We start from the raw sequence: 19856 nt of genomic DNA on the forward strand, positions 1-19856 counted from the left end.
CCAAGCTTGATACCGCCGCCCGATCCGGGCGGCGGTTTTCATCTGGCATGGCGCAACCGGATTTCCTCGAACAGCCGACGCAGCGCGTAGGAACGTCCAATGCTGACCACCGTGAAAATGCCACCCATCATGAGATTCTGCGCCAGTGTGGTGTGCAGCCCGAAAATCGGGAAGATCAGGATCTGGGTCACCACCGCCACGCCGTAGCCAACGGCGACATTGGCAAGGGACTCGATGAGAGACATGGCACGGCTCTGTTTCATGCTGCATCCGTTTCGGCTGAAGCAGGACTGAGCCGCTCGTCCTTCACCTGCGCGAAGGTCCGACCGTCGCTGTCGAGGACCGCGTCGCGGCCGGTTTCGGCCTGCCAGCGTTCGACGGCGACGTCGACATAGGCCGCGCTGATCTCCATCGCGAAGACGCGCCTGCCATTGGCTTCGCCCGCCATGATCTGCGATCCGGAGCCCGAGAACGGCTCGTAGCAGAGGCCGCCGCGGGCGACGTGCTGGCGCATCGGGATGCCGAAGGCATCGAGCGGCTTCGGTGTCGGGTGGTCGGGGCGCTCGTCCTTCGCAAAACTCGGCAGCAGCCAGGTCGACGGCAGGGTTTCTTCCGCTACCTTGGGCGGACGTTTGCCCTTGATCCAGCCCATGAAGCAGGGTTCGTGCTTCCACAGGTAATGCGACCGGGTGAGCACCCCTCGGTCTTTTACCCAGATGATCTGCTGATGCACGAAGGCACCGGCCTTTTCCCAACATTCCTCCAGCATCGCCTGGCGGCGGGACGCGTGCCAGCAATACCATGCGGCATCCTCCGCAATCGCCTCGGCGACAGCTGCGGCGATGAAACTGTCGTAAAGCTCGGCGCCCTGTGAGCTGTCGTCCCAGGTGGTGCCGTAGGACGGCGACCAGTCCTTGTTCTGCGTCGGATGGTTGGTGCCATCGTAGTCGACGAGGTACGGCGGATCGGTCGCGAACAGGATGGCGCGCTCGCCGTTCATCAGGCGGCGTACATCGTGATGGTTCGTGGAATCTCCGCAAAGCAGCCGGTGGGTGCCAAGGATCCAGAGATCGCCCGTCCGCGACGCCGGATTGCGCGGCGGCTCCGGGATGGTCACCGGCGGCACCGAGCCCCCGGCGCCAGCTTCCTCGCCGTCCCCCTCGGGCACGAAGGCCAGCATCTTGTCCAGCTCGCCATCGGAGAACCCGACCAGCGACAGGTCGAAATCTTCCGCCAGCAGGTCGTTCAGTTCCGCCGACAGCAGCGCCTCGTCCCAGGTGCCGAGTTCGGTCAGCTTGTTGTCCGCGATCCGGTAGGCCCGGCGCTGCGCCTCGGTCAGATGCCCCAGAACGATCACCGGCGCCTCGCTCAGCCCGAGCTGCGAGGCGGCCAGCACCCGCCCGTGACCGGCGATCAACTCGCCGTCCTCGCCGACGAGGCAGGGCACCGTCCAGCCGAACTCCGCCATGCTGGCGGCGATCTTCGCGACCTGGTCCGCCCCGTGCAGCTTGGCGTTCTTCGCGTAGGGCTGCAGGCGCGCAAGCGGCCAGGTCTCGATCCGCTCGGGAGCGAAGGCGAGGGTCATGAACGATCCTGTCGATGATGGTGGTGGCGATCAGTGGTGCTGACGCAGTGGATTCCGTCTGGCGGCGTCCAGCGGCTTCCGGCTGGATCCCGGAGTCCAGGGTATCCACCCCGGAGTCCACCGGCGAAGGCGCTGTTATTGCGCGGTTATTTCAAGATGCGGGGTGGCTTCTGGCCGGGGTGGCTTCCCAAAATTTTCGGCCTGCCGCTGGCGATGCGCCGCGCTTCGCCCGCCAGCATACGATTTCCGCCAGGAAGGACCCGCGAACGCGTCTGGAAGCGGGACCAAGGCCGCGACGCGCGCGCCTCTCCCGAGGATAGCCAAAATCCTAGCCCGATCCGCCGTTTCTGTCCGTTCGAAAACTGTCCGCCGGACACCTTCCTCGCCACCGCTCACCGCTGCGACGCGCCAGCCAGCTCGATCACTTTCCGCTTCGACAGGGTGCGGTTCAGCCGCCGCCCGTTGAGGCGGAACGCGATCACGCAGAGCGCGTAGAGCCAGTGCTCGTGCGCCGCCGAGCGCTGCAATCCCACGGTCCAGCAGATGGTTTTCCAGCGCTCACCATATGCGCGCAACCAGACGATCTTGCCGTCGATCGGATCCAGTCCCACCGTCCAGGTCAGCGTCTCCTCCATCCGGCTGATCGCCGCCGGCGATGGCACGACGCGCATCGGCCTCGGCTCCTGCCCGACCTTGTCGGCGAAGCTGTGAATGATCTCCGGCCAGACGTTGAAGTAGCCCTGCCGTCGGGGCTCCGGCAATCGTTTCAGAACCGATGCGGCTTCCGCAAGCCGCTCCTCGACCAAGCTCGGCGTCCACTTCACAGCACGCCTCCTCGGGTCTCCATCGCCCAGAGCAGGATGGCGATGGCGTCGGCCTCATTGTCGTCAGCGGGCTGGTAGCCCCGCTGGCGAATGGCGGCGACGACAGCATCCTTGCCGGCATTGCCCTTGCCCGTGGCGAAGCGCTTGATCGTGCCGACTGGGACGCCCTGGTAGGCGACGCCCTCCCTTTCACACCAGGCGCTCAGGGTGGCGAGGAAGCCGCCGTAGAGATGTGCGGCATCAGTGCCGACATGTCGCCGGACCTCCTCGAAGTAGACCGAGGCCAGGCCGCCACAGTCGTTCGCCAACTGGCCAAGCCAGTGCTGGAAACGCAGGTACCGCATGCCGCCGCCGTCGAAGCGGCCGGAGCGGAAGCTGGCGGTTCCGCTGTGCACGATCCCGCCCGCCAGGCTCGCCCAGCCCGTGGTGGTGCCGAGATCCAGGGCGAGAATGGCGCTGCCCGCGGATGTCGCGATGACCGGGGCCGGATGGGGCGCGCTCCTGGGGATGGGTGACGGGCACTGGCTCATGGTGGTGGGTCCTTCTCGTCTGATGTCGGTGAGGGGCTGGACGGCACGGCGACCGCGCGCGCGAAGCCCCTGGGGGTGGGAGTGGGAGAACCCGCTCGGCGCGGTTCTCCCCCACCCCCGAAGGGGGTGGCTTTCACCCCCACAACTTCGAGAGCGCATCAACGCGTTGAATCTCTTGGAGAAATCGAAGTTGGGACGGCCTATGGCGTGGGTCGCGTTCCCAACTTGAATCTGCGAAAGGCCGCGCAGCGGAGCGCGCGGGAGCCAAGGTAGTTGGGACGAGCTTTCCCAACTTGAATGTGCGCGGGATGGCTGGGCGGAGCGCGGCGGCGCGAAAAGCAACGAAAGTAGTTGGGGAGCTGGCCGCCCAGCTCGCCGCAACTTGCCACAACTTGATCCTGCGTAAGTCCGCGTAATCGGGATGAGCTGGCGCATCACGAGGTCTCCTCCGTCTGATAGACCCAGACCAGGGGGTTCTCGACCGGCAGCGCCGCGCCGCTCTGCGGGCATTTGTAGGTGCTGGGAAGGACCGGGATCCGGACGGGCACGACCTCGCCGGTGTCGGGGTCTGCCGTCTCTTCTCCGGTCGGGAACGTCATGCCCTCGACGCAGAGATAGCCGAACTTCGAGCGCGAGGTTGGCAGACCGAACGGCGCGCCATCGCGAACGAACTTGATGAAACCCTTCGTGGCCAGCACGCTGATCCGTTCGCGGATCGTGTCCTTGCCGCCGAGCCCGGCCTGGTTCTCGAAGCTCTCGGCGAACTGCAGCGCGGTGTAGAGCCGGCCGGCCTCGGCCTCATCGAAGAGCAGTTGAAGGATCACGTCGTGTTTGCGCGCGCGCTCGGCGTCGAGCTTCTCGCCGAACTCGCGACGCACGAGCCTTGTTTCCGAGCGGTCGATCGCGATCCAGCGTCCGTCCACCTTGTCGACGATCATCGGCTCGATGCCGGGGCCGTTGCGCAGCTCGAAATGCAGCATCCGCTCCGGTCGGTCCTCGTCGGGCCGGTGCATGATCACGCCGGAGGTGTAGAAGCTGCGGAGGCTGCCCGCGCCCGAGAGCGCCATGAACGGGTCCTCGACGAGTTGCTTCTTGGTGATCTTGCGGGTGTGATGGCAGAGGATCAGGCCGGCATCCGGGGCTACGGCGTCCCGCAGGGCCTCGACCCGCTCCTGCAGGAAGAAGAGCATCGCGGTGTTGTCGTTCTCCCCGCCGCCGTCGGGACCCCCATCGAAGAGATTGCGGATCGGGTCGATGCAGAGGATGTCGGGCGCGCCATGGCCGTAGTGGGCGCGAACCGCGGCGATGGTCAGGCCCACGCCGCCGGCGTCGAGCAGCATGCGGACCTTCGGCGTGGCGACGAGATTATCGCGCGCCGCGGCCAGGAGCGCCGGCTCGATCCGGATGGCCTGGAGGCGCTCCCGGAGGTAATGGTACTGGATCTCCGCCTGCAGATAGAAGATCCGCAAGGGCCGGCTCGGCGCAAAGCCGAGGAAGGGCACGCCCGCCGCCATGTGGACAAGCAGACTGATCAGGAAGTCGCTCTTGCCGACCTTTGGGGCGCCGCCGAGCACCAGCATCCCGCCGGGCGTCAGCAATCGCGGCGCGATGATGTCCTCTGGCATCGGGCTCACATCGTCGAGCAGCGCGCCGAGCGTGAAAACCGGAAGCGCGGACATCGGCGGCACGGCGATCCGTTCGAGGGCCGGTCCGTGGCGCTCTTCATGCAGCCGCCAGAGGCGCTGTGCTTCCGAGGCGAGACGTTCGAGCGGCCAGCTGGGACGGAGCTGGGCGGCGTTGTACTGGCAGATCGCCTCCCAAGCGTCGTCGCGGCTCATGCGGCCCTCATGCGCCATGCGGACGTAGTGGCCGATGGCGGCGCTCGCCCCCTGGAAGCGGGTCCAATCGTCTGATCCGCCTTCGCGGACCGGCGTCGTCAGGACATCGGTGATCGACGGTTTGTCCGTAGAGGGGCCTGGCTCGGATCCGACCCCGGCAAGCGGCGGCATGTCGGCGACGAGCTCGGCGAAGTCGCGCAGATGGACCTCGACGCGCGGGCTGTGGCGGCGGATGTTGACCAGGCGCTTGAACCCGCCCTTGTGATAGACTGAACCAGCCAGGCGGATCGGCTGGTGGGCCGATCGGAAATGCGTGTCGCCGCCGACCTTTACCGCGATGTCGCCGCGCAGCCGACAGAGAAGCGCGATGTCCTCGCCCTCGGCCGGTTCGCTCAAGCGCCACCAGACATGCAGCTTGTCGAGACCGTCGGGTGTGCGGCCGCCGCTCTCGACGATCAGCGTCGGTTCGCCGAGATGACGGACGAGGTGGTCAAGCTTGGCCGCAATGTCTCCGGCGTCGAGGTCGACCAGGACCGTCTGCATCTGCTGGACATCGGCGGCCTTGGCCTTGCCGGTCTCGGCGACCGTTCCCGGCACCACATAGAAGGCCGCCCCTTCGCGTGCTGCCCAACCGGCGAAGGAAACCGCCTTCTCCAGCAAACTGTCGTCGATCTCGATCCAGGCGTTGTGGGGTCGGCCGTCGATGCCTTGGCCCTTGTCCACGAACCCGCGCAGGGGCACCCAGCCCTCGCAGTAACCGAAGACGACGTCGAGAAAGACGGCGATCTGCTCTGGATCCGGCTCGATGTCGAACGGATCGGCCTGCGGCGCGGCGTCGTTGAAGTCGCGCCAGGCATCGAGGGAGATGACCTTGTTCCCGCTCATGCCGGCAGCCCCCAGCAGCGTTCCGCCCACGGGCACATTCGGCACTCGTGGAAGTCACGCGTCGTGGCGATGCGCGGCAGCAGATCCCCTGCATCCGTCGCCTGAAGGATCCGCACGGCGCGATCGCTCATGCGTTGGGCGAGCCCCGCGTCGAACGGCACGAGTTCGTGGTGCAGTTCGGCGGTGTCCTTGTTGATGGCGGTGAAGAGCGCGGGATTGTCGGAGATGCCGGGGACCTGCGCTTCCATATAGGCCTGGTAGAGGGCGATCTGGGACGCATAGACGGGCTTCGCCACGACCACGCCCTTGGCCACGGTCTCGCGCCAGTTCCTGGCGTTCATCGTCTTGCATTCCCAGAGCGCGGGAACGCCGATGCCCAGCGACCCAGTTCTTAGCGTTCCTGGAGCGGCGGCGATGATCCCATCGACATGACCGCGGATGCGACCGCCAGCGACCGAGAAGCCGAATTGCTCGCCGTCCGGACGGTTGGCCTTGCGGGTATAGAGATCGAACCCGGCACCGCGCAGCCAGCGGATGGCAAGATCTTCGAGCGCGTGTCCGATCTCGAAGATCCGCAGCGTCTGGCCGGAGAACTCCTGGCCCTCATCCTTCGGCGCGCCCGCGAACTCGAATTGCAGAGCGCGCTCACAGCCGTGTCCAAGGCGGGAGCCGCCGAGGTAGGTCCTGGGCGCAACCGCCGCGCGTTCAGCGGCGATCGCCTTGTCGATCACCGCATTGATGCGTTCGGCGCAGGTGGGGCGGTGGTTGTAGTCGAGCATCAGAACGGCACCTCCGCGTCGGCGTCGGCTGCCATGGCGTGCATGGCGTCCTGGAAGCCGCCGACGGCGACCTCGATGAGCGTGAGCACCTGCGCCTCCGTGAGGTCGGAGAAGCGCGCCTGCCAGCCGATCTCCTCCATGATCTCGGCGACCGGCTTCATGGCGGCGCGGATCGCCGCCTTCTCCTGTTCGGTGAGATCAACCATGGCCCAGCGCTCCCGCGCCAAGCGCGTCCAGAAGCCTTGGCAGGCCATCGAGCAGAACCAGACCGAGGGGCGCGGTTGCTTCGACCGCACCGGGTCGAACCAGCCAAAGCCACGGGTGGGTCGCCGGCAGACAGCACAGAGCGTTCCACGCGGATGCCAGAGCCGCCGCCGGTCCTCGGCCGTGGTGGGGGTAGGACAGGCCATGGCTCATGCCGCCCTCCCGATGGCTGCTTCGGGCGCGGCATCGGCCGCGCCGAAGACGAGGGAGCGGATGGCGTCGCGGTTGAAGCGAAAGGCCAGCAGCGCCGAGGCCTGGTAGCGGGTCAGCCCGAAATCCTGTCGGTACTCCGGCGGCAGGAAGGCAAGCTGCCGGTCGGTGGGCGGCTGGTTCAACCAGCGGCGCGTCTTGTGGGCGCTCTCGTCGCTCTCATGCTCGTTGAGCCAATCGTCGGCCGCCGCGAGGCAAACGGTACGTTCGCCCACGGCCAACAGATGAGGGCGCTGCTTCTGGAGGCCCCCGATGCCGTACCAACGGCCTTTCAGGAAGAAGACACCGCCCCAGGCATTGAAGCCATTGGCGATGAGCGCGGCATCGTCGCCGAAGAGATCGCACCAGCGGAAACTCGACCGCTTCAGGAGGTCGATCTCGGACATCACGAAGTCGCCGAGCGGCGCTGCTTCGCCGCCTTCGGGACGCTCCCAGACATGACCGCACAGCGGGCATTCGATAGTGGCGAGCGGCACGATGGCGCCGCAGTCCGGGCAATCCTTGGTGGGCGCTTCGCCGGAGGGCTCGCGTCCGTCCAGGTCGACGTCCTGCTCCAGCGAACCGTGCAGCAGGGTCGAGGTGCCGAAGTCGAGCACGATGCAGTCGGTCTTGATGACGCCTGGATGTTCCTCGGGCGAGACCGTGCGCAGACCGCGACCGACCATCTGGATCATGGTCGACTTGTAGGAGCTCGGCCGCAGCAGCACGACGCAGCTCGTCGGCGGGTGATCCCACCCCTCGGTCAGGACGGCGACATTGACGACGACCCGCAGCTCTCCGGCGGCGTAGGCGTCGAGGGTCGTCTTGCGGTCGGTATCGGCCATGTCGCCGTGGATCAGCCCGGCGGCGACACCGGCCGCGTTGAAAGCGGCGGTCACGTTGCGCGCGTGGTCCACGGTCGAGCAGAACACCACCGTCTGGCGCTCGCCCGCCTTTTCCCGCCAGTGGCGGATGACGGCGTCCGTGACCGGCGACCGGTTCATGATCGCGTCAACCTCAGTCATGTCGAAATCGTCGGCCGTGCGGCGCACCTTGGTGAGCTGGTCCTGGACGCCGACATCGATGACGAAGGTGCGCGGCGGCATGAGATGGCCGGAGGCGATCAGTTCGCCGATCCGGATCTGATCGGCGACGTTGGAGAACACCGGGCGCAGACCGCGCTTGTCGCCCCGATTGGGCGTCGCGGTGACGCCGTAGATCCGGCACATGGCATTGCGCTGGAGCGCGGTGTCGATGATGCGCCGATAGCTGTCGGCTGCCGCGTGATGCGCCTCGTCGATCACCAGGAGGTCGAGCGCGGGCAGCTGGCCGAGATTACCGGCGCGCGCCAGCGTCGGCACCATGGCGAAGGTGACCTGGCCAGCCCAGGACTTCTCCTTCGCGTCGACGACCGAGGTCGTGATGCGGGGATTCACCCGGCCGAACTTGCTGCGGTTCTGCGCGGTCAGCTCGTCGCGGTGGGCGAGCACGCAGGCCTTGGCGCCCGTGCTCTTCGGGGTTTCGCCGACCATGCGACCGACGACCCCCGAGAGCATGATCGTCTTGCCGGCTCCGGTCGGGGCGACGCCGAGGGTGTTTCCGTGTTCGTCGAGCGCGCGGACGCTGCGCTCGACGAACTGCTTCTGGCGGGGACGCAGCAGCATGGCCGCCTCACTGCGCCCAGGAGGGGCGCGTGCCCGCCGCCGGTGCTGAAGATTGCGGCATGGAGGGCTGAGCCTGCGGCTGCTGTGCCGCACCGGGCACGCCACCCATGAGAGCGGCATACTCCTTGTGATCCGGCGTCACGGCCGCGCGGATCTCGTTCTTCTCCTCGCCGTTGGTGTCGGTGCCGATGTCGATCCGCGCCACGAACTCGAGCCCGTCGAGATCGGCAAAGCCGCTGATGCGACGCGCGGCCTGGGCCTGAGCGGACGTGTCCTTGTCCGAAATGCCGCGCGCGGAATTGAGGATGCCGCGGATCAGGCTGCGGCCCATGTTCGCCCAGTCCGGTCCCTTGGGGCTGTAGAGCCCGATCAGGGTGAAGATCTTGCGCCGGGCGTAGGGACCTTCGAGAACCGTGAACTCGCCCGAGAGATAGACCGAGCCGGTGGTCCCCCGCGTGGCGTATCCGCCGGTCCAGCCCTGCGCCGGATCGTCGAATCCGCCCGGACGGATCGTCAGGCGCACCTTGGCCAGCGTGCCCTTGGGGATGATGTTGCTGTTCTGCTTGGCGTCGTTGAAATCGTTCCAGGATCCAGACATGGCTGAGCTCTCCTCGTTCAGGCGTTTTCGGAATGGGTGGGTGCGTCGGAGGTCGGCGCCGTCGCGGCCGGGGGCGGGCTGCGATAGGCCAGCCGCTCGGAGGCGGGCTTCACGGGGCCGCGGATCTTGGCCATCAGGCGGCCGAGATGCGGCTCCTCGATCAGGTCGAGACGGCCGGATCGATCCTTCGCCGGGAAGTTCCAGGGGTTGATCGTCTGGCAGACGAAGGCCCGGTACGGCCTGCCGGACTCGTCCTTGATCTCCGCCATTGTCAGGACTTCATCGACGATGCCCGGCAGCTCGAGGCCGGTCTTCGAGCCGTCGATCTGCGGCTGGAAGATGCGCCGATTGAAGTCGTCGAGCTTCTCGTCGAGGATCCCGACAAACCAGACGTTCTTCGCCCGCGTGTGCTGGAGATGCGTGAGCCACGCGATCATCTCGCGGCCGTGCAGGCCATAGGCGCCGCGGACATCGGGCTTGCCGGTCTTCTCCGAAAACGCCTCGGGCTGCCCCTTGCACCATTGGAAGCAGAGCCGCCCGGCGACGGTGATCGAGTCGATGAAGACCGTGTGGTAGCGGTCGAGCGAAGCCGGATCGCCGAAGCGCTCGCACACCGCCGCGAAGTGGGCCTCGCTGTAGACCTGGTCGTCCCGCAGCGCCGGATTGGGGCCGCCGATGAAGACCGCGAAGTCGCGGCACTCGGCCCATGTGCGCGGCCGGACGCTGTCGCCGGACCATCCCTCGATGGCCAGGTCGCCCGCTTCCAGGTCGATGAACAATGTAGTGGCGGGGTCGAGCGTCCAGAGAAGCGAGGTCTTGCCGATCCCGGACTTGCCGAAGATCGAGCCCTTGATGCCGCGCGGCTCGGCGAGCCGCTGATCGGCGGAGATGATCGGGAGGGCCATCACTTGCCTCCCTTCGCCGCGATCAGAGCGTCAATCGCGACATCGGCTCCGAACGCGCCGGCCTTGCGGGCCTCGTCGTGGAGGGTGCGCACCGCGTCGATCTCGCGGTAGAGGGCCGATGCCCGCTCGTTCAGCCCGATGAGGGCGAAGGCCAGGTCGTCGATCGAGGCCGCCCCGACCGGCTTGACGGTCTCGTCACGACGCTCGCCAAGGGCCGGTACCCGGATGGTTTCGGGCAGCTTGTCCAGCCCGTAATGGTGCTCGCGGAGCACCGCGAGCTTCTTCGTGATGCTCATGACGTCACCTCGGTGTTCAGGGAAAGACGGAAGCTGGGCTTGCCGGTGCGGACGGTGCGCGCGTCCTCGAAGGCGGAGCGGATGTGGCTCGGCCAGGCCGCGAACTTGCGTTCGGGCACCTTGATCGCGACATCGACGTATTCGGCGGGATCGTCGCCCTCCGCCCGGATGCGTTCGACGAGAGCGGTGAGCTTGTCCTGGTCCCAGTCGACGCGCTTCGGCAGATCGGCGATCACGGTGACCGCGCCGTCATCGAAGCGGACCGTTCCAGTATCCTTGCCGGCGGCTTGGCGCGCTGCGTGGGCGCGGTCGGCGTACTTGAGGACGACGGCGCCATCGAGCCAGTCGCAGACGGTCTTGGCGTGGCGCAGAGCGTCCGCGGCTTCGTCCTGCAGGAGGGCGAGCTGCTCGGCGGGCAGAGCGGCGATGTCGCCGACGGCCATGCGCCGGAGCTCATCGAGGGAGATGCGGTTGGAGATCGTCATCGCCACCCCCTCACGCCGCAGGCTTGCTGGGGTGGTCGGCAGTGCTCGCGCGGATCTGCTCGCGCTCGTACTCCTCGACGTCTTCGAGGCGATACACGACGCGACCGCCGAGCTTGACGAAGCGCGGGCCTTCGCCCGTCCAGCGCCAGCGCTCAAGCGTGCGGTGGCTGATGTTCCAGCGAGCGGCGAGCTCGATCTGGTTCAAATGCCTGATTGACATAGGTGTAACTCCGTTGATGTGCCTTTCGCTTCATCCAGCCGCTCTGGAGCGCCTGGATATGCGAGCATTTTCAACGTGTTACCGAGGGTTCGATATAATCAGACCCCGTCTTTCTTGTGACGTTCGCGCACGAAAAAGCCCCGGAATCCGGGGCTTTCAGTGGGCGAGTTGTGACGTCGGGTAGGTCGGGCCGTGACGTAAGCGGCTCAGGCTTGTGACGTGACCTCGCCCTTGACCCGGATGTCCCCGACCGAGACCTCCCGCCATTCCGGGTTCAGGCGATAGCCAGCGCGTTCCTTCGTCTGGACAAAAGAATCTTGGTCCAGTGGGATGCCGAGCGTCACGGTCAGCGGTTCGAGGGTCTTTCGCAATCGCCCAAGTTGCTGACGCATCGACTGATCGCTGACGCCAAGTCGGTCCGCCAATTCGGTGGCGGGAAAGAACGGGACGTCTGCTCTTTGCCTCTTGGCTTCCCGAAAGTTCTCGATCAGCGCTGCGACCACGCGGAAATTGGCGCCATCCAGATGATGGCCGCCATGAAACAGTACGCGCTTGGCCGCTTCGTCGAAGGCGAAGTCAAGAATTGGGCTGCTGAGGCGATCGATGAACGCCTTGGCCTGTGCGTCATAGTCGGGGGCCGGCGCAGCCTCGACATGCCCGCGGCTAAAGCATGTTGCCAGCAGCGAGCCAGACGGCAGTTCGTTCCGGTACAGGCGGGCGCCGTGCTCGGAAATCGCTGCTGTGATGACGTCCTCGACCGCCTTCGCATGGCGCTGAAACAGGTTGTAAATTCGTTCTCCTGCATCGTCAGGTGACAAGCCAGGAAACTGGTCGAGCGCGGACACGACTTCGGGGAAGTCCACAAGGAACCTTTCCTTCGGCGTCGCTGCGACCTTCTGAAAGAAGGAGACATAGCTAAGCGCCATCCGCAAATCATCATCGGCGCTGCGGTCACCGAGGAGCAGGTCACGCATATAGTTACTTGAAGGCTCGTGATCTTCCATGCCTGCGGCGAGAACGGCGAAGCGCCGGTCTATGCATTGCGAGCAGACGCCGCAATGCTTCTGCCGCTCAGTCCAAATCCGCGGTCGGGTGCAGCTGACCGTTTGGCCGAGCATGTCGGACATGTCGGCTTCCTTAATCTTCTGGGTGACCTCCTTCTTGGTCAGCCAATGAAGTGGCGTCTGAATCTCGATTTGATGATCCAAGAGGATTGAAAACAGTGCCTCCAGCCCGCGCAGCACCTTGGGGTGCGTGGTGCGCGTAGCTCGGCCGCCGATGACATCGCCCGCCAATGGCGGATTGATACTGATGACTCCGTTCTCGTAGAAACTGAACCTGTCCTTGCCGGACATCCTCGCGACGACGAGCCCAAGGCAGGCAAAAAGGAATGAACGCGTTCGCTGTGTGAATTCTCGGGCCGACACCCCCTGATTGCTAACCCACACGGGAATATAAGAAATGCGCCGATCGAAGCCCTTCTGACTGAGGCCCTCAATTAGGCTTTCCTGGACATTCCGGACCTTGCTTGAGGAATAGTGCCCCACAAGAGTAATCGATTTCCCGAGAGTGACGACGTCATTGACCACTCCCGCGAACGAGTCGATGCCGCCCGAGAACAGGGCGACCTCGTCGTGCTCCGCTGACGCATCGATGAGATGCGGAAAGTATAATTCCTTTGGCTGGACCGGCGTCTCGGCCCTGCGAAAGTCGAACTCATAGCTGTCATCCGATAAAAAACCGAGCGTGCCAGCTAGGACCTCATGGACTTCAGGATTCTGCCAGATTTCCAGCTGACGCACAGGGACGGAAAAGTGCAGGCTGCGCCGCCAGTTCTCCCCGAAATTCGTCAGTTTGTCCGAGCCCCGACCGAGCCTCTGATCCGCACAGTAAATGTAGGCCGCCAACTCGAGTAGGTCGATCAGTAGGTCGGGCACATTGCCAAGCATCGTCCGGCTGATGTAGTCGATGCGCAGATTCACGTTCTTGGCGTCGCCATGGACATCCATGGCAATTGCGTCTGAGCCTGAGGGCTGTGAAACCCCGCATTCGACAAAGAACCGTTTCACGGTGCCCCCTTTCTGATACCGAGTTCGATGCGAATCTTCTCGACCGCATGAGCGGAAAAGCGACGAACGTCGTCCCTCGATATCTGCTTGCCATCTTTGTAGTGGTTCTTCCCCAGCCAATCTTTGGCGAATGCGCGCATGATGAGCGCGGACTCTTCACAGTGGCGACGGATGGAGTCGTTGAAAGCCCGGAGGTCGTGCACGGAGCGAGCGACCCTGCCAGCACCAACCATGTTATGGAGGTTGCGATCCACATAGTAGTGGATCACGCGCTCGACGAAGCTCGCGTAGAATCGTTGGGAAAGAGCAGCAAACTTCTCGGTCCCCTTGAGCGCTGCGACCGAGGCCCGCACATCAGCCGCAGTCGGAGCCCACAGGGTCGGCAACGCCTGTCGAACTTCTGCCCCCAGGGCCGAGAGGCCGGCACGGCGCGCGATTTCGCCAAGGTCAGTCGCTCCGGCGTGCAATCGCCGCTGCACCTTCTCCAGTGCTCGGTCATAACTTACGAGCACATCCGACAGGGAAGCCGGAGCTATACCCGCCATGCCAAGATTTTCGAGGCTGATCGGGAAGTCTTGCGAAGCCGCCGCCTGAGGCATTCTGATAAGAAGCCAAAGTGCCTCGATGAACACGGGATCCTTCAGGGCAAGCTTCAGCGCGTCCCGGCCGACCTCGGTGACTTGGTCGACCAGATCCTCGGTAGGAGTACCGCCCGTCACCAAGTACCTGACGATTTCAGGCAACAAGCGATGAGCGGGTAGCTTTCCGAGGCGCTGATGACCCATCGCGCGCCTATCCGCCGCTCGCTCGGATCGCCCTCCCTGGGGCGTTCGGGCAACGATCCCTCGACATCAGACGGAACCTTTCATTAGGATCGAGACAAAGAAAGGATTTCAAGGTATCCTTTCTTTCTCAGGATGCCAAGGAAAGGATCCTTTCTCAACCATGGCTACGGAACAGGAGCCCTCACGGCTCGGGCGAAAGGTGGCCATCTCAACCGCTGGGGAGAGAGCAGAGGCCTTCGTGCCCCCGGGTTTCCCGCCGATCCCGGCCGTGCAAATGGACGCGCTCTACCGGCGACTCGAGAGCGCGAACCGCGCGCTCGGACGGCTTGACGGGGTGACGTCGATCCTGCCCGACACCCCGCTGTTCCTCTACATGTACGTGCGGAAAGAGGCGCTGCTCTCGTCGCAAATCGAGGGCACGCAATCGTCGCTCTCCGATCTCCTGCTCTTTGAAAGTGAGGAAGCGCCTGGCGTGCCGCTGGACGACGTGCAGGAGGTGTCGAATTACGTCGCCGCCATGAACCACGGCCTCGCACGGATTCGAGAGGGCTTCCCGATCTCGCTCCGGCTCATTCGTGAAATCCACGACATCCTTCTGTCAAAAGGCCGGGGCAGCACCATGCAGCCCGGCGATTTTCGGCGATCCCAAAATTGGATCGGAGGGACCCGGCCCGGAAATGCCCTCTTCGTGCCGCCGCCCCCTGAACGCGTCCTGGACCTAATGTCCGATCTGGAAACATTCATTCACGCTGAGACCTTGGCGATCCCATCCCTCATCAAGGCGGGGCTGGTGCACGTCCAGTTTGAAACCATTCACCCGTTCCTCGACGGCAATGGGCGATTGGGAAGGCTCCTGATCACTTTTCTTCTCTGCGCGCAGGGAATCCTGAAGGAGCCAATCCTCTACCTCAGCCTCTATTTCAAGACGCATCGTCGGCAATACTACGACCTACTTCAGGGCGTTCGAGAGCGCGGCGACTGGGAAACCTGGCTCGAATTCTTTCTGGATGGCATCACCGAAACGTCGCTGCAGGCAGCCGAAGCTGCGCGCGAGATCTTGAGCTTGTTCGAAGCTGACCGGCAACGGATCGAGAGCCTAGGCCGCCCAGCCGCGTCAGCGCTGCGTGTCCATCAGCTTCTCCAGCAGAAGCCGATTGTCGGAATCCCCGACGCCGCGCAGAAGCTAGGAATTTCGGCCCCGACGATCGCCAAGTCTATACAGCACCTGGAAAGGCTTGGGATCATCCGCGAGATCACAGGAAAGCAGCGCGGCCGGATGTTCGTTTATGGAGATTACTTGAGCATTCTAAGCCGAGGGACGTAACCACTTTGACCAAACGACGCAAGGTTTTCTGTCTAACGCCAGCGTTGGTGAGCGAGGCCACTGATGCGCCTCGGATGACTTACGCTTTCGACAGGGGGAGGGTGTGATGCACAAGGGCGCGCGACAGTTACCGCTACGGCACCTCTCGGTACGGCTGCCTTGGCACGACACCGGGTGGTCTGGGACAGTGTGCAATCATCCTTCCAAGAACAGCTGGTGCATGGTCCTAAAACGGATCCGCGAGGAAAGGGAAGATGCTGCCGAGGAGGTTGTTGCCGGCCGCGCGTGGTCTGATCTGAGCGAGGCCGAACTCCCAGCATGCCTGACAGAGCGCGGGGCAGTTCTGAACGCCAGGGCCTATTCCCTTCGCAGCCGCCATCCGTTCGCCGATTCCTCGGTTGAGACCCATGGCCATTTCGCCGAGAACGAGTTTCGCCTGCCTCCATACAGCGTGCAGACCATTCCCTTTCGTTGGACCCGCAAGGACGACGCACAAACCATCGCCGATGAGCTCGCACTGCCCTTCGACCTTGCGCGAGAACCGGAGTTGGCATTCGAGACTGTCTGGATCAATGACTTCGTCAATCAACAGATCATGCTAGACACGTTCTTTAGTGCGCTAGCACCGGAGAAGTCGCTCGTCTTTCTATACGCCAAACGCACACCATTGACCGATGACCCTCGCCGCGTGCTGGTGGGTGTCGGACGCATCACCTCTGTCGGACCCGCTCAAGAGCATGCTTATAGCGACGATGCGGCTGGAAAGCTGCGCGGCCTCATGTGGGAACGGGCAATTTCTCATTCGATCCGTCCTGACGGATTCGACGGCTTCGTGCTTCCCTACCAGGAACTCCTGGCTTTGGCGGAACGCGACGGAACCATCGACCCGTCGGAATTCGTCGCCTTCGCGCCCGAAGAAGGCTTCCAGGCGTTCAGCAACGTTGCAGAGCACGTCGACCACGACCTCGCCATAGCGAGCCTTCTTTCGCTGGCAGACAAGGTGCGCGTCATCGCGAAGCACATCCCTGGCGCATGGGATCGTCACCTTGAGTGGATCTCCGAACGGCTTTCGGGGCTGTGGCATCTGCGTGGAGCGTTTCCCGGGCTCGGCAGCGCCCTACATGCGTTCGAAATCCGCTACGGGACGCTGCTCGCGATGGACCTTGCGCAGCGATACTGCGTCGATGGACGATGGACGGAAGATCCGTGGGCGCTCGTTTCGCGCGCATTCGACGATCCAACCGGTGTTCTGTCTCCTCAGGTCGCTTCCCAAGTACAGCCGTTCGACGGGAAACGGCTCGCTGCTCTGCCAAGCGAGCGGCTGGAGCTCTTGAAGCTCTTGTCCCGTTTCAGCCTGACGATCGAACAGGCGTCTCGCTTCTTCAACACCGAGGGCCGAGAGGGACTGACCGACGAGGAAATCCTCCATAACCCTTACCGGCTTTTCGAGACCGACAGACACCGACTCGAAGCGGTAACGATCGGAACCATTGACCGTGGCATGTTTCCCGACCAGTCGGTGCGCGAGGCGTTCCCCTTGCCGGAGATCAGCCGCCTCGAAGGCGATCAGGACCCCAGGAGAGTCCGAGCGCTTGCGGTTCACGTGCTCGCAGATGCAGAGGCGAGGGGCCATACTCTGCTGCCTGTCGATCAGGTTCTGCAGGGAATCCGAGAGCTCGAACTCGACCCGCCTTGCCGGCCGAGCAAGGACTTGTTGCCGCTGTTGGATCAGGCCATGGTGCCAGAGATCGTCGACGCGTCGTTGTCAGATGGAACGCGCGCCTGGCAGTTCGGGCAGAGACACAAGATCGACGATCTACTGCGCCAGCAAGTGAGCCGACGCAGGAAAGGCCGGCGACATGAGACGGGTCACGCGTGGCGAGAGCTTGTCAATCAGTCGCTTGGCGACATGCCCAACGACCACGATGAGGCAGCGGTCGAGGAGTTGGCGCGGACGGAAAAGGCAGCCGCGCTCGAAGAGCTTTTCTCGGCACGTTTCTCGCTACTCCTAGGACCTGCAGGGACAGGCAAGACTCGGCTACTACAGATGCTTTGCGATCTGCCGGAAGTGCGCGGTGACGGAATCCTGCTCCTCGCACCGACGGGCAAGGCACGAGTGCAGATGCAAAGGAATATCGAGGGGCTGAAGGCTCTGACCATCGCGCAGTTCCTGCTGCCCGATCGCTTCGACCCGGAGACGCAGCAGTATCGACTCTCGAACGCTCCCAAGGTCGAGAGCGCTGGGACCGTGATCATCGACGAAGCTTCGATGGTCACGGAGGACATGCTTGCCGCAGTCTTCGACGCGCTCAAGGGCCCGAAGCGGATCATCCTTGTAGGGGACCACCGACAGCTCCCACCGATCGGCGCCGGTCGGCCGCTGGTGGATCTCGCGAGAGAGCTCAGGCCATGGGAAAACGATAGAGAGCCACCGTTCCCTCGTGTGGGGCCCGGCTACACAGAGCTAACGGTGCATCGCCGTCAGACCGGCAAAGGCAAAGCGGGTCGCGACGATCTGCTCTTGGCTTCGTGGTTCACCGACGAAGCGCCAGATCCCGGAGCCGACGAGATCTGGGCGCGCATGGCCCTCGGCGAGACCGATGGCCACGTCGAAGTTCGCCGCTGGCAGACGGATGAAGAACTTAAGGACCAGCTCTTGGAAGCGCTCGTCCGACATGTCCCCGAAATAGAACACCACGACGATGAGCGCGGCTTCGGTATCTCGTTGGGAGGCGAAGAAACCGACAAGGGTGTCTTCTTTAACTCGACGTGGGCTGAACGGAACAGGATCGGCTCCGCTGCGCGATGCGAAAGCTGGCAACTCCTTACGCCTGTTCGTGGCAAGGGACACGGCGTTGAAGAACTCAATCGCTTCCTGCACGAACGTTTTCGGAAGCAAGCGCTTAGGTTTTCGGATGGCCGTCGGCCCCGCACACCGCGCCCGAACGGCGCGGAGCGGATCATCTACGGCGACAAGGTCATTTCGACCACCAACAAGAAGCGCAGCGTTCTCGGTCGTCGAAAAGAGCTGGTTTCAAACGGTGAGATCGGGATCGTCGTTGGTCAGACAAAGTTCGGTAAGGCATGGGATGGCAAGACGCCTGAACGGCTCGACGTCGAGTTCCGCACCCAGCCGGGCAACACGTTCGTCTATTGGCCCGGCGACTTCGGCGACGACGGCACGGTCGTGCTGGAGCTCGCCTACGCACTCACCGTGCACAAGAGCCAAGGGAGCCAGTTTGACCAAGTGTTCGTCGTCATCCCGCAGCCGTGCTTCATTCTGGGTAGAGAGCTGCTCTACACGGCTCTGACGCGCCAGGTCGACAGGGTCGTACTGTTCGTGCAAGGACAACCGTCGGATCTAAGGGCATACACTTCATCGAAGTATTCGGAGGTGGCGCGGCGCTACACCAATCTCTTCACTGCGCCGGACATGCTTGTCGACCCGAGCGGAGCGTTCCTCGAACGTGGCCTGATCCACCGCACTGCGAGAGGCGAGCTCGTCCGTTCTATCTCGGAGGTTGTAGTCGCCGATGCGCTCAGCGCAGAGGGTATCGATTATCATTACGAGAAGGCGCTTCGCGGGCCCGACGGGGTCGAGCGCTACCCCGACTTCACGGCGGAAGACCCGGCGACCGGTGTGACGGTTTATTGGGAGCATCTTGGGATGCTTTCAGACTCGACCTATGCGAACAGGTGGGAGAAGAAGCTCAAGTGGTACAAGGAGGCGATGGACCTCGAACCGAACGGGCCTGAGAACGACAAAGGCGAGCGCCTCGTAACTTCAGAGAACCGCTTGGACGGCGCGATCGATTCCGCGAAAATCCGGCAGCAGGTACGCGATGTGTTCGAGCTGTGAGTATGGCACGAATGATCCGACTGGGAGCTCGTAAAGATTGCGCGGCCTTTCTAATGATTTCTCGCCCATGCGATAACTCATTGAAATCGCTTGAAAATCATCGTTTTGCGACTACCGTTTCGCCAGTCATCTTCTGTTGCGAACGGTCTCATGCAAGACGCCCGATCTGGCCCGAACCCGCTGCTGCCCGTCCGTCTGTCGACGGGCGAACGCCTCGATGAACTCGCGTGCATTCTTGCCGCGGGGCTGAGGCGTATCCTGCCGGAACAGTCCAGTTCTTTATCTGCACCTGGCGAAGACAGTTCATTCGACATTCTCGCCCTCAAACGCCGTGTTGGTCGTCGCAAACCGAGCAACCGAGTTGGAGGGCAATGATGCCAGGAACAAAGAGAAAGACTGACGCCGCGCCATGGCGGGCGGGCGACCGCGACGCGGCGGACGCGAGCGTGGTCACACAGCTTGCAACGCTAAAGCGAATGACGGTGGTCGAACTGAAGGCGAAGTGGGATAGCCTCTTCGGCACGCCTGCTCCGAACAACAGCCGCAGTTACCTCGAGCTGAGGCTCAGCTACCGGGTCCAGGAACTGACCCTTGGCGGCCTGTCCCGCGAGACGCGGCGGACGCTGGACTTGCTGGCCGACGAAATCGAGGGCCGGGTCGGGTGTTGATTTCCGCTGAGAGCTGACCCGGGATTGAGGGATTTTTCCATTGAGAAGTGACCCATGTTTGAACCCACCCCTGCTGGTTGATTGCAGGG

20 protein-coding genes are annotated in these 19856 nt (G+C 63.8%); 4 read left to right on the plus strand and 16 right to left on the minus strand.

Annotated elements, in window-relative coordinates:
- Positions 1 to 38: 38 nt before the first annotated feature.
- The 16 genes from DES43_RS18515 to DES43_RS18590 form a co-directional block, all read right to left on the minus strand.
- Positions 39 to 263, minus strand: a complete 225-nt coding sequence (locus DES43_RS18515) for a DUF7220 family protein (RefSeq protein ID WP_133675938.1) — start codon at positions 261 to 263, stop codon at positions 39 to 41.
- A complete protein-coding gene (locus DES43_RS18520; protein WP_133675940.1) occupies positions 260 to 1585 on the minus strand; it encodes a site-specific DNA-methyltransferase in 1326 nt (441 codons plus the stop codon). Before DES43_RS18520 ends, DES43_RS18515 begins: the two co-directional genes overlap by 4 nt.
- Before the next feature lie 392 nt (positions 1586 to 1977).
- Positions 1978 to 2409, minus strand: coding sequence for a DUF6362 family protein (locus DES43_RS18525; protein ID WP_133675941.1), 432 nt, complete (start codon positions 2407 to 2409; stop codon positions 1978 to 1980).
- Positions 2406 to 2939 (minus strand): crossover junction endodeoxyribonuclease RuvC, encoded by a 534-nt coding sequence (locus tag DES43_RS18530; protein ID WP_245514603.1) that lies wholly within the window; start codon positions 2937 to 2939, stop codon positions 2406 to 2408. Before DES43_RS18530 ends, DES43_RS18525 begins: the two co-directional genes overlap by 4 nt.
- 434 nt (positions 2940 to 3373) lie before the next feature.
- Entirely contained in the window at positions 3374 to 5662 is a 2289-nt protein-coding gene (locus DES43_RS18535; RefSeq protein ID WP_208110853.1) for an AAA family ATPase, read from the minus strand.
- Positions 5659 to 6441 (minus strand): hypothetical protein, encoded by a 783-nt coding sequence (locus DES43_RS18540; RefSeq protein WP_133675945.1) that lies wholly within the window; start codon positions 6439 to 6441, stop codon positions 5659 to 5661. Before DES43_RS18540 ends, DES43_RS18535 begins: the two co-directional genes overlap by 4 nt.
- Positions 6441 to 6647: a DUF6511 domain-containing protein gene (locus DES43_RS18545; RefSeq protein WP_045449869.1), complete on the minus strand. Its 207-nt coding sequence runs from the start codon at positions 6645 to 6647 to the stop codon at positions 6441 to 6443. The genes DES43_RS18540 and DES43_RS18545 overlap by 1 nt, the downstream gene beginning before the upstream one ends.
- Positions 6640 to 6858, minus strand: a complete 219-nt coding sequence (locus tag DES43_RS18550; protein ID WP_133675947.1) for a hypothetical protein — start codon at positions 6856 to 6858, stop codon at positions 6640 to 6642. Before DES43_RS18550 ends, DES43_RS18545 begins: the two co-directional genes overlap by 8 nt.
- Complete coding sequence (locus tag DES43_RS18555; RefSeq protein WP_133675949.1) at positions 6855 to 8558, minus strand: DEAD/DEAH box helicase; 1704 nt, start codon at positions 8556 to 8558, stop codon at positions 6855 to 6857. Before DES43_RS18555 ends, DES43_RS18550 begins: the two co-directional genes overlap by 4 nt.
- 7 nt (positions 8559 to 8565) lie before the next feature.
- Positions 8566 to 9156, minus strand: a complete 591-nt coding sequence (locus DES43_RS18560; RefSeq protein ID WP_133675951.1) for a hypothetical protein — start codon at positions 9154 to 9156, stop codon at positions 8566 to 8568.
- Positions 9157 to 9173: 17 nt separating this feature from the next.
- Positions 9174 to 10061, minus strand: coding sequence for an ATP-binding protein (locus DES43_RS18565; protein WP_133675953.1), 888 nt, complete (start codon positions 10059 to 10061; stop codon positions 9174 to 9176).
- Positions 10061 to 10357: a hypothetical protein gene (locus DES43_RS18570; protein ID WP_133675955.1), complete on the minus strand. Its 297-nt coding sequence runs from the start codon at positions 10355 to 10357 to the stop codon at positions 10061 to 10063. Before DES43_RS18570 ends, DES43_RS18565 begins: the two co-directional genes overlap by 1 nt.
- A complete protein-coding gene (locus tag DES43_RS18575) occupies positions 10354 to 10842 on the minus strand; it encodes a hypothetical protein (protein WP_133675957.1) in 489 nt (162 codons plus the stop codon). The genes DES43_RS18570 and DES43_RS18575 overlap by 4 nt, the downstream gene beginning before the upstream one ends.
- A 10-nt stretch (positions 10843 to 10852) precedes the next feature.
- The gene (locus DES43_RS18580; protein ID WP_133675959.1) at positions 10853 to 11062 is read right to left on the minus strand and encodes a helix-turn-helix transcriptional regulator; all 210 of its coding nucleotides are present in this window, start codon (positions 11060 to 11062) and stop codon (positions 10853 to 10855) included.
- A gap of 206 nt (positions 11063 to 11268) precedes the next feature.
- A complete protein-coding gene (locus DES43_RS18585) occupies positions 11269 to 13131 on the minus strand; it encodes a 7-cyano-7-deazaguanine synthase (protein ID WP_133675961.1) in 1863 nt (620 codons plus the stop codon).
- Positions 13128 to 13916, minus strand: coding sequence for a hypothetical protein (locus DES43_RS18590; RefSeq protein ID WP_133675963.1), 789 nt, complete (start codon positions 13914 to 13916; stop codon positions 13128 to 13130). Before DES43_RS18590 ends, DES43_RS18585 begins: the two co-directional genes overlap by 4 nt.
- A gap of 160 nt (positions 13917 to 14076) precedes the next feature.
- Between DES43_RS18590 and DES43_RS18595 the strand changes: the two genes are divergently transcribed.
- From DES43_RS18595 to DES43_RS18610, 4 genes are all read left to right on the plus strand, one after another.
- Positions 14077 to 15240 carry a Fic family protein gene (locus DES43_RS18595; protein WP_133675965.1) on the plus strand — a complete coding sequence of 388 codons (1164 nt, stop codon included), beginning with the start codon at positions 14077 to 14079 and terminating at the stop codon, positions 15238 to 15240.
- Between the two features lie 220 nt (positions 15241 to 15460).
- The gene (locus DES43_RS18600; RefSeq protein WP_166647781.1) at positions 15461 to 19099 is read left to right on the plus strand and encodes an AAA family ATPase; all 3639 of its coding nucleotides are present in this window, start codon (positions 15461 to 15463) and stop codon (positions 19097 to 19099) included.
- A gap of 90 nt (positions 19100 to 19189) precedes the next feature.
- Positions 19190 to 19474 (plus strand): hypothetical protein, encoded by a 285-nt coding sequence (locus tag DES43_RS18605; RefSeq protein WP_133675969.1) that lies wholly within the window; start codon positions 19190 to 19192, stop codon positions 19472 to 19474.
- Positions 19471 to 19767, plus strand: coding sequence for a DUF2924 domain-containing protein (locus DES43_RS18610; protein ID WP_245514604.1), 297 nt, complete (start codon positions 19471 to 19473; stop codon positions 19765 to 19767). Before DES43_RS18605 ends, DES43_RS18610 begins: the two co-directional genes overlap by 4 nt.
- The last annotated feature ends 89 nt before the right edge of the window (positions 19768 to 19856 follow it).

The organism is Aquamicrobium defluvii (genome assembly GCF_004363725.1).
In the GTDB taxonomy this organism is placed as follows: domain Bacteria; phylum Pseudomonadota; class Alphaproteobacteria; order Rhizobiales; family Rhizobiaceae; genus Mesorhizobium; species Mesorhizobium defluvii.

What these genes read in the sequence shown, in the direction of transcription:
- DES43_RS18550 (WP_133675947.1), bottom strand. Translation starts at nt 6,858, where the DNA reads ATGAGCCATGGCCTGTCCTACCCCCACCACGGCCGAGGACCGGCGGCG.
- DES43_RS18580 (WP_133675959.1), bottom strand. Translation starts at nt 11,062, where the DNA reads ATGTCAATCAGGCATTTGAACCAGATCGAGCTCGCCGCTCGCTGGAAC.
- DES43_RS18545 (WP_045449869.1), bottom strand. Translation starts at nt 6,647, where the DNA reads ATGGTTGATCTCACCGAACAGGAGAAGGCGGCGATCCGCGCCGCCATG.
- DES43_RS18530 (WP_245514603.1), bottom strand. Translation starts at nt 2,939, where the DNA reads ATGAGCCAGTGCCCGTCACCCATCCCCAGGAGCGCGCCCCATCCGGCC.
- DES43_RS18600 (WP_166647781.1), top strand. Translation starts at nt 15,461, where the DNA reads ATGGTCCTAAAACGGATCCGCGAGGAAAGGGAAGATGCTGCCGAGGAG.
- DES43_RS18520 (WP_133675940.1), bottom strand. Translation starts at nt 1,585, where the DNA reads ATGACCCTCGCCTTCGCTCCCGAGCGGATCGAGACCTGGCCGCTTGCG.
- DES43_RS18575 (WP_133675957.1), bottom strand. Translation starts at nt 10,842, where the DNA reads ATGACGATCTCCAACCGCATCTCCCTCGATGAGCTCCGGCGCATGGCC.
- DES43_RS18540 (WP_133675945.1), bottom strand. Translation starts at nt 6,441, where the DNA reads ATGCTCGACTACAACCACCGCCCCACCTGCGCCGAACGCATCAATGCG.
- DES43_RS18560 (WP_133675951.1), bottom strand. Translation starts at nt 9,156, where the DNA reads ATGTCTGGATCCTGGAACGATTTCAACGACGCCAAGCAGAACAGCAAC.
- DES43_RS18590 (WP_133675963.1), bottom strand. Translation starts at nt 13,916, where the DNA reads ATGGGTCATCAGCGCCTCGGAAAGCTACCCGCTCATCGCTTGTTGCCT.
- DES43_RS18515 (WP_133675938.1), bottom strand. Translation starts at nt 263, where the DNA reads ATGAAACAGAGCCGTGCCATGTCTCTCATCGAGTCCCTTGCCAATGTC.
- DES43_RS18555 (WP_133675949.1), bottom strand. Translation starts at nt 8,558, where the DNA reads ATGCTGCTGCGTCCCCGCCAGAAGCAGTTCGTCGAGCGCAGCGTCCGC.
- DES43_RS18535 (WP_208110853.1), bottom strand. Translation starts at nt 5,662, where the DNA reads ATGAGCGGGAACAAGGTCATCTCCCTCGATGCCTGGCGCGACTTCAAC.
- DES43_RS18595 (WP_133675965.1), top strand. Translation starts at nt 14,077, where the DNA reads ATGGCTACGGAACAGGAGCCCTCACGGCTCGGGCGAAAGGTGGCCATC.
- DES43_RS18570 (WP_133675955.1), bottom strand. Translation starts at nt 10,357, where the DNA reads ATGAGCATCACGAAGAAGCTCGCGGTGCTCCGCGAGCACCATTACGGG.
- DES43_RS18565 (WP_133675953.1), bottom strand. Translation starts at nt 10,061, where the DNA reads ATGGCCCTCCCGATCATCTCCGCCGATCAGCGGCTCGCCGAGCCGCGC.
- DES43_RS18610 (WP_245514604.1), top strand. Translation starts at nt 19,471, where the DNA reads ATGATGCCAGGAACAAAGAGAAAGACTGACGCCGCGCCATGGCGGGCG.